Here is a 13791-nt window from a genome sequence, read left to right on the forward strand (position 1 = left end):
CGGTCAGACCCTAGGAGAAGAGCCAATCGAAGGAAAAGGTGGACCCGATGTCTTCTGAACGCACGGCCTTGCCGCCAGTCGTGGATCAGCAAACCTGGCGGGCCGCACTCGATGGATTGCGCAAACGTGAGAAGGCCGCCACCCGCGAACTGGACGCGATCGCCGCCCAACGCCGGCGTCTACCGATGGTCGAATTGGTCGACTACACGCTGGTGGGCGCTGACGGGCCCATCCGCCTGGTCGATGTGTTCGGCGGCCGCTCGCAGCTCATCGTCTACCACCACATGTGGTCCGACGGCGCGGAGTGGCAGTGCAGCGGGTGTACAGGCTTTACGTCGCAATTCACCCGGCTGGAATTCCTCGACAATTACGACGCCCGGTTCGTCATCGTCACCAACGGACCGATCGAGGAAGCCCTGGCCTACCAGCGGAAGGTCGGCAACCGCATGGAGTGGTATTCGTCGTCGCAGAGTTCCTTCGCCGCCGACATGGACGCGCCGCCCGGCGGGGGCTTCGGCGTCAACGTGTTGCTGCGCGATGGTGACACCGTGTACCGCACGTGGCATACGAACGGGCGAGGCACCGAGCAACTCAGCCACACGTTCGGGCTGATCGACATCCTGCCCTGGGGACGGCAGGAGGAGTGGCTGGATTCACCGGAAGGGTGGCCTTCGCGCCCGACTTATTCGGGATGGCCGGGCTCCCCCGATATCGCCGCCGCCTACGGAGCGAGGGAGAACGGGTGACCCGCGCCGCCGAACTACTGCGCCGCGAGCGCCGAGTTCGCGGGGACCCGCGGGATCTCGGAAGCGGGTAACGGTGGGCAGAAAAAGTTCCCTTGTACGGCGTCGCAACCGTATTCCTTGAGCCGATGGGCCGTTTCGTAGTCTTCGACGCCTTCGGCAACGGTGGTGATGTCAAACCCCGATGACAACTCGATCACCGAGCGCACGATGGTGGCGGCGCGGTCGTCATGCAGGATCGGTGCGACGAATTCGTGGCCGAGTTTGACTTCATCGGCCGGTAGCTCGCGCAGATAAGTCAGGGTGGCATAGCCGCTGCCGAAGTCGTCGATGGCCACCCGGATACCGTTCTCGCGGAGACGATTCAGCACGGTGCGCGCCTTCGCCAGGTCGGCGACCACCAAATCCTCAGTGATCTCGATCGTGAGGGAACTGGGCGACATCCCGTAGTTGTCGAGCACGGACATGATGCGATCGGGCAGCGAATCCTGGTCGACGGACGGCGCCCCCAGGTTGATCGCGACAGGAATCGCGGCACCTGCACTGTGCCAGGCGGCAGCATCGGCGACGGCGCGCGACAGCACCAGATCGGTGAGGGCGTCCATCAGGCCGTGTTCGCGGGCCAGAGGCAAGAACTTGTCAGGCTCCAGCACGCCAGATCGCGGGTGTTGCCAGCGGACGAGCGCCTCTACCCCGGTGACGGAACCGGTCCACATGCTGAATTTCGGCTGGTATAGCAGGGTGAGCGAGCCGTTCTCGATGGCGCGTCGCAGTTCTCCGAGCAGTTGCAGTCGGGCGATGGCACCCTCGTATGCCGGCGACCCGCCAAGCGGGGCGTCCATTCCGGGGGCAAAGGTCCGCACACTGGTGGCGCTCGCCAGCTGGGCATAGGAACGAGCCGCATCTGCCTGTTTGATCAGATCGCCCGACGTCGGAGCGGCGGCGAGTCCCGATCCGGCCGAGGCCACGCCGATGCTCACCCGAACGTCCAGGCGATGATCCTCGATGTCGACTGGTTCCTCGAAAGACCGGACCAGACCGTTGGCAACCTGCGCGGCCACGTCGGGACGGTCTTCGACCAGGACGGCGAATTCGTTCCCGCTTATCCGCGCGACAGTGTGACTGTCATTGGTATTGGCCTGGATTCGTTCGCCGACGCGGCGCAATAGTTGGTCGCCCACATCCTCACCGAGCGTGTCATTGACCAGTTTGAAATCGTCGACGCTCACCACCAGGACGCTGACCGGCACGCTGTGGTGAACGTGTAAGCGCAGCGCGTGCGCAAGGCGATCGTCGAAGAGCCGCTGATTCGCCAACCCCGTTGTCGGGTCGCGCAGCGCCGCGTCAGTCACCGCGACAAGGAGGCGTTGCTTGCGGTCCAGCAGCAGGATGTGGCGGATCAGGGTGGTGAGGAACAGCACCACGCAAACCACGAAGACGAACGCCTCGCCCCGGTATGTGGGCCAAAAGTGTACGGCGCCAACGACAATGGCCAGCAACACCGGCAGGTACGGCAGCCACAGTGACGCCCTGGACGAGGGTCGCGAAAACCCGAGGTCGGGTTCCGGCGTCGGATGAGAGGTGATTCCGGACAGTGCGAAGAAGTACATTCCGCCGGCCCAGCCAAGAAGGACCAGGTCACTCGGCAACTGGTAGGCGTAATCCTGGTAGACGTGGACCACCCCGGTCGCTGCGATGACTCCCCAGCCCAGTGTCATCAGCGTCGGGGAAAGCTTGCGGCCCGTCTCGGCCTTCCTCACGATGATGAAGCTCATCGCAACCAGCCCGACATATACGCCCGCGGCGGTAGCCAACAAGATCCGCGGAACGCTCACGGTCTGTGATGGGTGCGCCGAGCGACCCAGCGGCAGGAGGACGAGGACGACCACTAGCGAGGCGGTGATGAGGATGCCGTCGAGCAGGAGGCCGACGCCGAATCGGGAGTCGTCCCGACTCGGAATCGCAAGGGCGGCGATCAACGCGCACAGCGGCAAGATGAGGTAGCCCATGTTGGCCGCCGAGAGATCCGCGGCCGGCAGAACGCCACCCAGGGCGACGTAGAACCACACCGCTTCGCCGGCCGTCCAACCGGCCAGGGCGATCGACATGACGGTCCATGCAAACCGTTGGCGGCTTCGAGACCTGCGCGCGGCGCTGATCGAGCACCCGGCGGCGAATACACCCCCGACGACTGTCCCCGCCGAGGCGATGACCGCCCGACGCGAGGCATCGCCGGCACCGAACAACATCGCCGCGAACACGAGGAGGCCGATCGTCGCCAACACGACCAGCGCTCGTCGGCTTCGTGTCAGTGACACCGTTCCCCTCGATCGGTCGGGTGGCCTTGCAAGCAGGATATGGCTACGGCACACCTCACGAGCAGTTCTGCTCATTGTTGGCGTGTTCTCGGTCGTTGCTGGACAGGACCGTCCGTGCCGCTTTCCGCTGCCCTTGGGTCCGTCGGTTCGGCGAGTCGATGTGGTGCCGTGCACCCGCGACAGGCTAGGGCGACGGGGCGTTCTGAGCCCTACGCGCCCTCATGTGCAAAGTGTGGGGGCGTCGCACACGTTGCCGGGGCAATAGACCGAGTGCGCGGCGTCGACCATGGTTCCGACGTCTAACAGCGTCACGCCCCTCGCGTTCAGGTGGGCGTGGACGTCGTCGGCGATCTGTTGTGGCGTCCAACCCCAGGTGAGGTCGTAGCAGATGAGGTGGGCCTCGCCGATGAGAGCCTCTTCCGTCTGGGGCGGCCACGACAGGCCGACGGCGCGCAATTGGGCGAGGTATGCCTCGTCTTGGGGTGTGGTGGCGGTCGCGACGGCAGCGCTCCCAACCAGGGCGGCGCCCGCCGCCACCGCGACGGCCAGTGGGGCAAGCAAGCGAGGTGAGGGCATTCGATCGCTCCGTTCCGCCGGGCCGCCGGCACTTTTCGGGTCCACAGCAGCGCGCATCTGAAGAATAGACGAAAGCCCGAGAAGGCCGCTTGGTTCGCAGTGAAGTCGCTTCGTCAGCCTTCGCGCTCGCCCGCGACCCGGCTGAGGGCAGCGCCAACGTGCGCAATCACTGGCTGTAGCGTGACGCCCGTGAAGTCCTCCCTGGTGTATTCCTCCGTCGCGGCCTGCGTCGCGGCGAGTGTTCTGGCGATCGCCGCGTCGAACGACGCCACCGCGGCCGGCTCATGCCCCACCGCGGCACCGCCGGCCGGTGGCACCCCCGACTGGACCCTGGCCGGAACCACGGGCAGCGTCGCGGTGACCGGTTCCACGGATACGGCCGCTCCGCGGGTGGACGTGACGACACCGTTTAGCGTCACGCAGACCCAGGTCCATACGCTGCACGCCGGCGACGGACCCGTGGTGCCGGGCACCGCCACGGTGTCTGTCTGCTACATGGGGGTCAACGGGCGTGACGGGTCCGTCTTCGACAGCAGCTACCAGCGGGGCGCCCCGATCGACTTCCCGCTCAGCGGGGTCGTGCCGGGCTTCCAGAAGGCCATCGCGGGACAGAAGGTCGGCTCAACGGTGGCCGTCGCGATGACGTCGGCGGATGGCTACCCGAACGGTCAGCCCAGCGCGGGAATCCGGCCGGGCGACTCGCTCGTTTTCGCGATCAAGATCCTCAGCGCCTCAGGCTAGTTCGACCAGCCGGTTCGGGCGCGCCGACCTGCAGCACTGGCGGGCCGGGGCCAGCCGGGAAGTCGGCTCACCCGCAGAGACGGCTACACCGGCCCGGGAAGCTCCCCGAGCTCCGAAAGTTCGGCGTGGACAGACGCGATCGCCGTCCGATACTGGTCATCGGCCAGCGTCTTGTTGTAATAGCGGTTCATGCGCAGCTGGTATTGCAGATTGCGCAACTGCCGGATGCGGTCCAGCCTGGTGGTGTCGTCCGCCGAGAGCTTCAATTGCGCGGCCGTGATGTGCCCGGCCATGACGTGTTCTATCGGGGACAGCCGGTAGCCGCAACCGGCGAGGTATTCGAAATACGGCTTGAGGTATGGGCGTCCGCCGGCTTGCCAGCTGCCGCGGGTGGTGTTCCATTCAAACGCCGCGAGCACCAACGCCAGCGTCACCACCGCCGGGCGCGCATCGAAATCGGTTGTCTCTTCCAGGTTCTTGTATCGCGCTTCATCGGTCCCCAGCAGCTGTGCGGCGACATTCATGCTGGCCGGGCAGTGCAGATCGGCCAAGTAATGGAAGTTCCGCGCGATGAAGACCTCGGTCCCGGGTGGCGGCGTGCTCCCCGAAACGATGTTGGTGCGAATCCAGTCACGCCGCGCGGTAGCGACCGCCGCGGCGCGGCGATCCAGCTCGCGGTCCAGAACCCAGTCCGTTTTGGCTTGTGCGGCGGCTTCCGATTCCAGCTTGGCCGGCTGGGCCCCGGTGTAGGTGGGGCCGCCCGTCACCTCGCTCAACGCGAGCGGGCGCCCCATGTCCCAGGTCAGGTACCGGGCGTACACATCAAGGTCCGGAAGCTTCGCCATCCGGGCCAGGTCGCCCAATGTCGTACTGCCCGTCACCAGTCTGCAGAACTGTGCAGGTTGCCGAAGGTCGTCGCGGGTGTAGATCAGCCCCAGCTCGCGGCGACGCAGCTGATCGTCGGTGTTGACGTTGACAAACCACCCGACCGGTCCGGCAACCCCCGGCAGGTAGCGGGAGATTTCGATGAGCAAATCGTCGACGGTGGCCGAGCCGGGGAAGATCCAGAAGACCCGATGGGACTCGACGTCATCGCCCATCGCAACGCTATTGCGATTCAGCGTGACTTTTACCGTGTCGGTCATGGTGGGGATTATGTCCCGACGTCAGACGCCCACGCCATTCACTAGAAGTTGAGTCCCGAGAACATGATTCGGCCGGGATCGTATTTCTGGCGCACGGCGGTCAGCCGGGACAGGTTCGAGCTGAAGTACCGCGAGGCGGGCTGGTTCGCCTCGATGTAGTTCACATAACCGCCGACCGAATAGGGTTGCACGGCTTGGTGCGCGGTGCTGAGCCAATTGGTCGCCGCCGCCGCGTCACCGGTTTCGACATACCACTGCACCAGCGCGTACTGCCGGCGCCATGGGAAGGCGGTGGCTCCCGGCGCGACATCGGCGAGGGCGCCGTCCAGCGCGTGCATGATCGCCAACATGCGCCCGGCGCCGCGGGGAAATGCCTCGACGGCCTTGGCGATCCCCTGGGCGGTGGCGGCGTTGACGACGGGTAGCACGTCGGATCCGCCGACATATCCAAGCGGTGACGGGTTGAGGTTCCCGACGGCCAGATACCTCACCAGGTCCAGATAGTTGAACGTGTGGTTCTCGGTCCCCGAGGGTTGCACCCCAACGGCTTTAGTGATGGCGGCCCCCACGCTGCCCCCGGACCCGACCGGGCAGGTCGCCATGATCCGGCAATGCGTTCCCATCGCGTCGACGGTGGCGTCCGCCAGTGCCCAGCTGTTCCGGTCGGCGGTGCGCAGCCAGTTCTGCCACCCCACCAGAACCTGCGCAAACGACTCGGATGGGAAGTTGAGGTTCACCACGTCGAGATCGGTGGTCGGGAACGTCGCAAACGTCAGCGAAGTGGTCACGCCGAAGTTCCCGCCGCCGCCACCGCGCAACGCCCAGAATAGGTCGGGATTGCTGGAGTTGGACGCGGTCACCGCCTGGCCGCCGGGCACCACCACCGAGGCCGAAACCAATTGATCGCAGAGCAGGCCCGCGTGGCGGGAATTGGCGCCCAGTCCCCCGCCCAGCGCATGCCCGGAGGCGCCGACCGACGGGCAGGTGCCGGTGGGGATGCCCCGGCCCGCGCCGGCCAACGCTTCGTGCATGGCATACAAACTCGTCGCCGGCGTCACGGTGATCTGCCCGGTGGCGGCGTCGTAGTTGATACCGCCCGGCAGCTGGCGCAGGTCGAGCACCATGACGCCGTTCGCCGTGGACGCGCCGATGTAGGAATGACCGCCGCTGCGCGGAGCCACCTTCAGGTTGTGCGCCGCCGCGAACGCCATGGCCTTCTGCACGTCGGCCGCCGACGTCGGAGTGACGATCGCCGCGGGCGTCAAGCCGTTGTAGTTGGTGTTGAAGACCTGCTTGGCCGAGCCGAACCCACCGTTGTCCGGCAACAGCACCCGTCCACCGATGGCGGTGGACAGACCCTCCCAGCCGGTGGGATTCGGGGCGGCCGCGGCCCGGCCCGCGCCCAAGACCGCACCGGCGGCCAGCGCTCCGGCAGTACCCCGCAGGAAGGCCTGGCGGGAGAATTCACGCGCCACCGGCGGGCTCCCGCGTCTGCCTCATGTTTCGCATCCTTGTCCGCGCGACACCGAAATCCGCGGTGCCCCATGCCCCGAGACCGGATCGAAACCCATATGAATCGCACCGGTGATCCACCCGCGTGGCCCAACGCACCCGGCCTCAGACGGACAGCCGGGTCTTCGCCTCGTATTGTCTGCAGCATGATCGCCGCTTCGATGTGCGCACCCCGCGAGATCGCACGGTAAGCGGGGCTCTGGCAGGTGGCTGCTCTTGTGCTGGCGCTTGCCGGCCTGGCGCTTCTCGATTCGTTGAACGTCCTCAACCTGGGTGTGGTTTCCGCGGTCATCTTCGACAGTCGGCTGAATCGCCGGTCGCCGGTTCCGGGTGCCCTCAGCTTCGTCGCGGGCGTGTTCGCCGTGACGACCACGTTCGGGGTGTGCACGGTGCTGGGTCTGAGCTTCCTGACCCACGTCGTCGGCTTCCACGTGACACCGGCGATCCGTTTTCGCGGCGAGTTGGCGCTCGGCGTGGTGCTGACCGGTCTGGCCTACTTCCCGCTGACCGCTCAGTCATCGGCGCCCGGCTGGGCGTTGGCGGCGATGCGCCAGCGCCCGTGGTTGCTCGGGTTCCTCGGGTTGGCGGTCGGTAGCGGCCAAGCGCCAACCGCCATCCCCTATCTCACCGCGTTGACCATGCTCGCCGCCCTACACCCGAGGCCGCCGCTCTGGCCGTTGGTCATCCTGGTCTACTGGGCCATCGCGCTTTCCCCGCCGCTGATGATCCTTACGCTTTCGATGAGGAAAACCATGCGAGCCAAGCGCATTCAGCGCAGTCTCGTGCGTGCCCTGACGCGTTACGGCCCGATATCGGTGCGACTTCTGTTCCTGGTCTTCGGGATCGGGCTGATGACCGACGCGCTCGTCAACCACAGTGCGCTGTGGTGACGCACAACTCCTTCCCACCTCCCGCCCAGCAAGACGGATTACTTTGGCGGATATGACCGATCGCCAGGAACGCGCGATGTCATTCGGCTCGATCGCCGACGACTACGACGGCTTTCGTCCGCGGCCTCCGGAAGAAGCGGTGGACTGGCTGGTGCCGCCCCGGTGCGGCGTGGCCGTGGACCTGGGTGCGGGCACCGGCCTGTTCACCCGCGCGCTGATCAGCAGGGCGGCGACGGTCATCGCCGTGGAGCCCGACGCACGCATGCGGGCGGTGCTCACCGAGCGGTCGCCCGAGGTGCGTGCCGTCGAAGGCACGGGTGAGTCGATCCCGCTTCCCGACGCTTCCGTCGACGCAGTGTTCGTCTCTTCGGCGTGGCACTGGATGGATCCCCAGCGCGCAGTTCCCGAGATTGGCCGCGTCCTGCGCGACCATGGGCGATTCGGCTTGATTTGGACCAGTCGAGACCGTGAGGTGGATTGGGTCCGGAACCTGGACCTGCTTCCGGGCGAAGAGACGCCCGAGGCGGAATCCCCCGACCGCTTCCGCCGGCGCCACGAGAACGTCGTGCTTCCCGACCCGCAGATCTTCCACAACGTTTCGCGCGAGACGTTCACGTTTGTGCGGACCATGACCATAGACGACGTCGTCTCGATGGTCGGCACCTACAGCAGGGTGATCATCGCGTCGCCGGATGAGCGCGCGGCGCGACTGGCCAATGCCCGCGCCGCCTTGAACGAGCGATTCTTTGATGCCGAAGCGATAGACGTCCCCATGAAGTCTCGGTGCTGGCGCGCAGACCGGATCCCCCGCGCCGACCGTTAGGGGTTGGCGTCTCAGGCCTGGGGACCCTCCGAGGGCGGCCAATGCGAGCCCGGCGACGCCTCGCCCGGGGAATCGTGTTCCCCGCGGGCCAGCGGCACCCACCGCTCGCTCGGGGCGGGTTGCTTGGACGACGGGAAGTCCCGCAGCTTGCCCGAAGGCTTGGCGTCCCATTTGGCGAAGGTGAGTGGCGTCTGCAGCCAGGAGTGCAGCAGGCAGTAGACCGCCTGCAGCGAGTCCAGATGTGTGCGCTCCCAACCGTGGCTGCCGTCGAGGCCGAAGCCGACGAGCGCGGCGCGGGTACCCGCGCCCGCCTCGATCGCCGCGGCGGCGTCTGAGCGGTAGAAGCGGAACACGTCGCGCGCGCACGGGATGCCCTGCTCCTCGGCGAGCCGGCACAACTTGCGGGTCAGGTGGTAGTCGAACGGCCCGTGCAGGTCGGCCATCGGTATCGTCACGCCGTCCTCGATGGAATGCTGTCCCGGCGCGCAGACGGCGTTGTCCACCGAAACCAATTCGGCGACGTCGGCGGGTAACCCGTGACTCGCCCCGTGGCCGACCTCCTCGGTGATGGTGATCATCAGCATGGTGCGGTGCGGCAGCACCAGCTTCTGCTCGGCGAAGTTCTTGGCCAGGGCGAGCGCGATCGCGACGCCCGCCTTGCCGTCGAGGTGGCGGGAGACGATGTAGCCGTCGGCGGTCAGTTCGGGGCTGGCGATGAGGGCGACGAAGTCGCCGATCTGCAGGCCGAGACGGAGGAGGTCCTCCCGGGAGGAGACCTTGCGGTCGACGCGCACCTCGACGTGTTCCCAGTCGGTGGGCTGCAGGTCGATCTCGTCGCCGAATGCGTGGCCGCTGGCTTTGAGGGGCATGACCGTGCCGGTGATGAATTCGTCGGGGTCGTCGGAGAAGATCCGCACCCGCGCGCCCGCGGCGAACCGGGCCGAGAAGGTGCCGACCGGGATGACCTCGAGGCGCCCGTTGTCCTTGAGCCTGCGCACCATGCAGCCGATGGTGTCGGCGTGGACGACAAGCGCGCGGTCGGTGGTGGCCGACGCCCCTGGAAGTTCGGCGGTCAGCGCACCGCGCCGCGTCAAGGAGAAGGGCACGCCGAAGTCATCGAAGATGTCGCCGATGTGCTGCATCACCGCATCCGTCCGCCCCGCCGGGCTTGGCGTCTGCAGCAGCGCGAGCAGGGTGTCGACCATCCACGTGCGGTCGGCGTCGGTCATGGCCGCGGTGTCACGCAAGGTGTCTCCTTTCGGATCGTCCGGGACCGCGTTCAACCTACCGCGTGGTCACCGTCGATCCACCGGCCCGGGCCGTGAGACTCGCACCACAAGAGGGCACCCCGACCCGCGGAGCCAACGGTAGAGCAACGCGTATCCGGCCGCCCGTCTGCGCAGCCCGATTCCGTCACACGGAGGTGGCTGGATCAGCGGGTCAAGGGTTCACGTTGGGGCACACCTGTTTGATCCAAGCGGTGAGCGCGTCCCGGTTGGTGTCGAGATCGGGGTCGTCGGGCCGCGCGCCGCCGGTGGTGACGAAGTGCTCGATCGCGGCCTTCACCGTGTCCGGCGGACCGTACTTTTCCAGCGTGTCGGCGTACTTGCGCGCCTTCTCGGGGTTGTTGGCCACCATCAGGTTGTCTTTGGCGAAGGAGATGTCCAGGCAGGTGGACTGGTCGAACGACTGGGCTTGCGTGGAGGGCGGTGTAGTTGGCGGCGACGACGTGGACGCCTGCGGGGACGACGTCGGTGCCTGACTCGCCGTCGAGCCTGACGCCGATGTGCCGCTCGAACACCCCGCGGTGAGGATGGCGAGCGCGACCATTGCTGCGGACGTAATCCGGTGTAGCCGCATCGCAGGCTCCCTTATTCCGAAATGGTGTTTGCTGGGCGGAGCTTACCGGCAGCCGGCGATCGCCGGGCGCACTTTCAAGCGCTGTTTACGTCGGAGCCATTCCGCGAGGTGCGCGGCGATGGGATCCGTACCATCCGCTTTTGTTGACCTAGGAAACCCTTGAACTGCGAATCATTCTGCGCTGTCGACGCGCGTCGAGCCCCGACTTCTCCATGCGGACCCGGCGCGCACCATCCCCTCGGTGGGTGAATCACCGGCGCTTGGACAAATGAGCCGACGGTCATTTCGGGTGAGTTTGCGCAATTTGCTGTCACAGCGGATATGCTTCCGTCCACCTCTCGCTTTGACCGGCGCATGTGCCGGCCGCGCCGAAGTTTGAGGCCGCTACGCGACGACAAAAGGGTGTGCAAACGAATGCGCCGAATACCAACCGCAGTCTCGGCCGTGGCCATCGGATTGCTGATCGCCGGGTGCGGCGGCGGTAACCAGGGCGGCTCCGGCTCGTCGCCCACGACGTCGTCGCGGCCACCGGTGGCGCAGGCCGCACTGCCCGGCTTACTGCTCTCGTCGGCGGATATCGACAGCGCGCTGGGCGTCACCGGATCCAAGAGCAAAGAAAAGACGGACAAGCTCCAGGACGACAACGCGAAGCAGCAGTGGCCCGCCGGGTGGAAATTCCCTGACGATTGCCTCTTCGCCATCGGCCCCGGGGAGGCGCCCGTTTATGCCGGCAGCGGCTACACCGCGGCCAGCGGCGACGATGAGGTCGCATCCCTGCCGCCGAACTCCAACGAACCGGATCCCGAGGTGAGCCAGGTTCTGGTGCTGTTCCCGTCCGGCAAAGAGGCGAACGGTTTCTTCACCACCTCGGCGCAGCGGTGGCCAGTCTGCGCCAACCGCCAATTCACGACCCCGGCCGGGCCGGACAGCCCTGAGACGGCGTGGCAGGTGGGGCCGGTCTCCAACACCAACGGCATGCTGAGCACCACCCTGACGATGACACTGCGCGACAACGGCAACGTCCTGCTGACCATGACCTGCCAGCGCGCGCTGACGGTGCGCAACAACCTCGCGATCGATGTCGGCGTCGTCCGCAAGGATCCCGCGGACTTGGCTACCAAGCTCGCCGGTCAGCTCGCGGGCAAAGTCGACAAGCAGTGAGTCGCTTGGCTCCTGGCGTGGCGCCTACGAGGCGGATGCCAATTCCGCGATGAGCTCGGCGAGGGCGAGAATCCGCTCGGCGTTGCGGACGTGCAGGCTCTCGATCATCCGACCGTCCATCGTGATGACACTGGTGCCCGCGGCCCGCGCCTGCTCGTAGGCCGCGACCACCTTGCGGGCGTCGGTGAGTTCCTCTTGCGAGGGGCCGAACAGGTCGTTCGCCGGCCCTATCTGGGACGGATGAATCAAAGTCTTGCCGTCGAAACCCATTTCGCGGCCTTGCCGGGCCTCGGCGCGAAACCCGTCTTCGTCGGTGATGTCGTTGAAGACCCCGTCCAGGATCACCTTTCCGGCCGCCCTGGCTCCCAGCACGGCCAACGCCAGCGCGGGCACGACGGGCGCGCGCCCGGGCACGTGCAAGCCGTGCAGATCGTTCACCAGGTCATTGGTGCCGACCACCATTGCCGCCAATCGATCGCTGGCCGAGGCGATCTCCTCGGCCCGCAGGAAGGACCGCGGCGTTTCGATCATCACCCACAGCCGCAACGACTCGGGCGCGTCGAGCGCGTCGAGCGTTGCGGCCAGCGCTCGAACCTGGTCACCCGACTCCACCTTCGGCACCAGCACCCCGTCGGCGGTCGAGCGCGCCACAGCCGCCAGGTCCTCGTCGTGCCACTCGGTGTCCAAACCGTTGATGCGCACGACGACCTCCCGGGGGCTGTAACCATCGGACGAGATCGCGTCGCACACCGCCGCCCTCGAATCGGCTTTGGCGTCAGGCCCGACGGCGTCCTCGAGGTCGAAGATGACCACGTCGGCGGCGAGCGATTTGCCCTTCTCCAATGCCCGAGGCTTGTTGCCGGGCAGGTACAAGGCCGAGCGGCGCGGGCGCAACGTGGGTGCCATCAACCGATTCGCCTCCTGTCGTGGAGCTCATGGGTGCATAGTGACCGCGGCATAGGCAGAAAGTACCCTTCGATACGGGTGGTTTAGCCGCGCGGTTGGTCTGCGGTGAGCCTCCGGAACGCGAATTGGCCGCCGCGGCGGCGCAATCCCGGGAGGGAGTAGCGAATGTCAACACTTGGCTCCGCGCGCACCGAGGGTGACAGCTGGGATCTGGCCTCCAGCGTCGGGGCGACCGCGACGATGGTTGCCGCGTCCCGGGCGCTGGCCTCCCGTGCGCCGGACCCGCTGCTCGACGACCGGTTCGCCGAGCCCTTGGTGCGCGCCGTCGGCCACCCGTTCTTCGTCCGCATGCTGGACGGCGAGATCCCGCTCGACAGCGACGACATGCCCTTGACGCTGCAGCAGCGTCGTGAGCAGATCGCCGTGCGCACCAAGTTTTTCGACGACTTCCTGACGTCGGCGACCGCGGCGGGCATACGTCAGGCCGTCATCTTGGCGGCCGGACTTGACGCTCGCGCCTACCGGTTGCCGTGGCCGGCGGGCACGGTGGTCTACGAGGTCGATCAGCCCGCGGTCATCGCGTTCAAAGGCGACACGCTGGCCCGGATCGGGGCCGAACCGACCGCCGAACGCCGAACCGTGGGTATCGATCTGCGTGAGGACTGGCCAAAAGCCCTACGAGAGACTGGCTTTGACGCCGCCGCCCCCACGGCGTGGATCGCTGAGGGTCTGCTCCCGTACCTGCCACCGCAGGCACAGGACCGGCTGTTGGACAACATCACCGCGCTCAGCGCGCCGGGCAGCCGGCTGGCGACCGAGAACATCACCGACATGGGCGTGTTCAGCGATGAGCGAGCCCGGGCGATGCGCACCACGTGGCGGAAGCACGGGCTGGACATCGATGTCGCCGAACTGGTGTGGCACGGGGAACGCCAACCCGCCGGCGAGCACCTGGCCGCCACCGGCTGGGTCGTCACCCCTTACCCCACCGAGCGGCTGTACGCCGACTACGGCTTCGCCGTTCCCGACAGCGAGATCTTCAAGACTTTCCGGGGCGCCGTCACCTACATCAGTGCCGAAAGGGGCTGAGCGCGGCCTCCTCCGGTGGGCTGCGGA

General features: G+C 66.8%; 13 protein-coding genes. 6 read left to right on the forward strand and 7 right to left on the reverse strand.

Annotated elements, in window-relative coordinates; all coding sequences use genetic code 11:
* The first annotated feature begins 47 nt into the window (after nucleotides 1–47).
* The gene (locus C1737_RS05125; protein WP_102417410.1) at nucleotides 48–746 is read left to right on the forward strand and encodes a DUF899 family protein; all 699 of its coding nucleotides are present in this window, start codon (nucleotides 48–50) and stop codon (nucleotides 744–746) included.
* A 14-nt stretch (nucleotides 747–760) separates the two neighbouring features.
* On the opposite strand, the gene C1737_RS05130 is transcribed toward C1737_RS05125, so the two are convergent.
* Complete coding sequence (locus tag C1737_RS05130; protein ID WP_158243951.1) at nucleotides 761–3028, reverse strand: bifunctional diguanylate cyclase/phosphodiesterase; 2268 nt, start codon at nucleotides 3026–3028, stop codon at nucleotides 761–763.
* A gap of 252 nt (nucleotides 3029–3280) precedes the next feature.
* Nucleotides 3281–3637 (reverse strand): DUF732 domain-containing protein, encoded by a 357-nt coding sequence (locus C1737_RS05135; RefSeq protein ID WP_067916961.1) that lies wholly within the window; start codon nucleotides 3635–3637, stop codon nucleotides 3281–3283.
* A 189-nt stretch (nucleotides 3638–3826) separates the two neighbouring features.
* Between C1737_RS05135 and C1737_RS05140 the strand changes: the two genes are divergently transcribed.
* Nucleotides 3827–4378, forward strand: coding sequence for an FKBP-type peptidyl-prolyl cis-trans isomerase (locus C1737_RS05140; RefSeq protein ID WP_369807490.1), 552 nt, complete (start codon nucleotides 3827–3829; stop codon nucleotides 4376–4378).
* Nucleotides 4379–4461: 83 nt separating this feature from the next.
* Here C1737_RS05140 and C1737_RS05145 read toward each other — a convergent pair whose 3' ends face one another.
* A complete protein-coding gene (locus C1737_RS05145; protein WP_102417413.1) occupies nucleotides 4462–5523 on the reverse strand; it encodes a hypothetical protein in 1062 nt (353 codons plus the stop codon).
* Between the two features lie 41 nt (nucleotides 5524–5564).
* On the reverse strand, nucleotides 5565–6998 hold the full coding sequence (locus tag C1737_RS05150; protein ID WP_068092518.1) for an FAD-binding oxidoreductase: 1434 nt from the start codon (nucleotides 6996–6998) through the stop codon (nucleotides 5565–5567).
* Between the two features lie 243 nt (nucleotides 6999–7241).
* On the opposite strand from C1737_RS05150, the gene C1737_RS05155 reads away from it, so the two are divergent.
* A complete protein-coding gene (locus C1737_RS05155; RefSeq protein ID WP_068092521.1) occupies nucleotides 7242–7925 on the forward strand; it encodes a GAP family protein in 684 nt (227 codons plus the stop codon).
* A 52-nt stretch (nucleotides 7926–7977) separates the two neighbouring features.
* Nucleotides 7978–8748 carry a class I SAM-dependent methyltransferase gene (locus C1737_RS05160; RefSeq protein ID WP_068092524.1) on the forward strand — a complete coding sequence of 257 codons (771 nt, stop codon included), beginning with the start codon at nucleotides 7978–7980 and terminating at the stop codon, nucleotides 8746–8748.
* A gap of 11 nt (nucleotides 8749–8759) precedes the next feature.
* Here C1737_RS05160 and C1737_RS05165 read toward each other — a convergent pair whose 3' ends face one another.
* The gene (locus C1737_RS05165; RefSeq protein WP_102417793.1) at nucleotides 8760–9995 is read right to left on the reverse strand and encodes an osmoprotectant NAGGN system M42 family peptidase; all 1236 of its coding nucleotides are present in this window, start codon (nucleotides 9993–9995) and stop codon (nucleotides 8760–8762) included.
* A 193-nt stretch (nucleotides 9996–10188) separates the two neighbouring features.
* Nucleotides 10189–10608: a hypothetical protein gene (locus C1737_RS26570; RefSeq protein WP_142393425.1), complete on the reverse strand. Its 420-nt coding sequence runs from the start codon at nucleotides 10606–10608 to the stop codon at nucleotides 10189–10191.
* A gap of 444 nt (nucleotides 10609–11052) precedes the next feature.
* Here C1737_RS26570 and C1737_RS05175 point away from each other — a divergent pair, with 444 nt between their 5' ends.
* The gene (locus C1737_RS05175) at nucleotides 11053–11769 is read left to right on the forward strand and encodes a sensor domain-containing protein (RefSeq protein ID WP_233214664.1); all 717 of its coding nucleotides are present in this window, start codon (nucleotides 11053–11055) and stop codon (nucleotides 11767–11769) included.
* A 24-nt stretch (nucleotides 11770–11793) separates the two neighbouring features.
* On the opposite strand, the gene C1737_RS05180 is transcribed toward C1737_RS05175, so the two are convergent.
* Nucleotides 11794–12675, reverse strand: coding sequence for a CoA ester lyase (locus tag C1737_RS05180; RefSeq protein ID WP_102417415.1), 882 nt, complete (start codon nucleotides 12673–12675; stop codon nucleotides 11794–11796).
* Nucleotides 12676–12840: 165 nt separating this feature from the next.
* Between C1737_RS05180 and C1737_RS05185 the strand changes: the two genes are divergently transcribed.
* Nucleotides 12841–13764, forward strand: coding sequence for a class I SAM-dependent methyltransferase (locus tag C1737_RS05185; RefSeq protein WP_102417416.1), 924 nt, complete (start codon nucleotides 12841–12843; stop codon nucleotides 13762–13764).
* Nucleotides 13765–13791 lie beyond the last annotated feature (27 nt).

This window comes from Mycobacterium sp. 4858 (assembly GCF_900240975.1).
In the GTDB taxonomy this organism is placed as follows: domain Bacteria; phylum Actinomycetota; class Actinomycetes; order Mycobacteriales; family Mycobacteriaceae; genus Mycobacterium.

What these genes read in the sequence shown, in the direction of transcription:
- C1737_RS05135 (WP_067916961.1), bottom strand. Translation starts at nt 3,637, where the DNA reads ATGCCCTCACCTCGCTTGCTTGCCCCACTGGCCGTCGCGGTGGCGGCG.
- C1737_RS05180 (WP_102417415.1), bottom strand. Translation starts at nt 12,675, where the DNA reads ATGGCACCCACGTTGCGCCCGCGCCGCTCGGCCTTGTACCTGCCCGGC.
- C1737_RS05185 (WP_102417416.1), top strand. Translation starts at nt 12,841, where the DNA reads ATGTCAACACTTGGCTCCGCGCGCACCGAGGGTGACAGCTGGGATCTG.
- C1737_RS05160 (WP_068092524.1), top strand. Translation starts at nt 7,978, where the DNA reads ATGACCGATCGCCAGGAACGCGCGATGTCATTCGGCTCGATCGCCGAC.
- C1737_RS05125 (WP_102417410.1), top strand. Translation starts at nt 48, where the DNA reads ATGTCTTCTGAACGCACGGCCTTGCCGCCAGTCGTGGATCAGCAAACC.
- C1737_RS26570 (WP_142393425.1), bottom strand. Translation starts at nt 10,608, where the DNA reads ATGCGGCTACACCGGATTACGTCCGCAGCAATGGTCGCGCTCGCCATC.
- C1737_RS05145 (WP_102417413.1), bottom strand. Translation starts at nt 5,523, where the DNA reads ATGACCGACACGGTAAAAGTCACGCTGAATCGCAATAGCGTTGCGATG.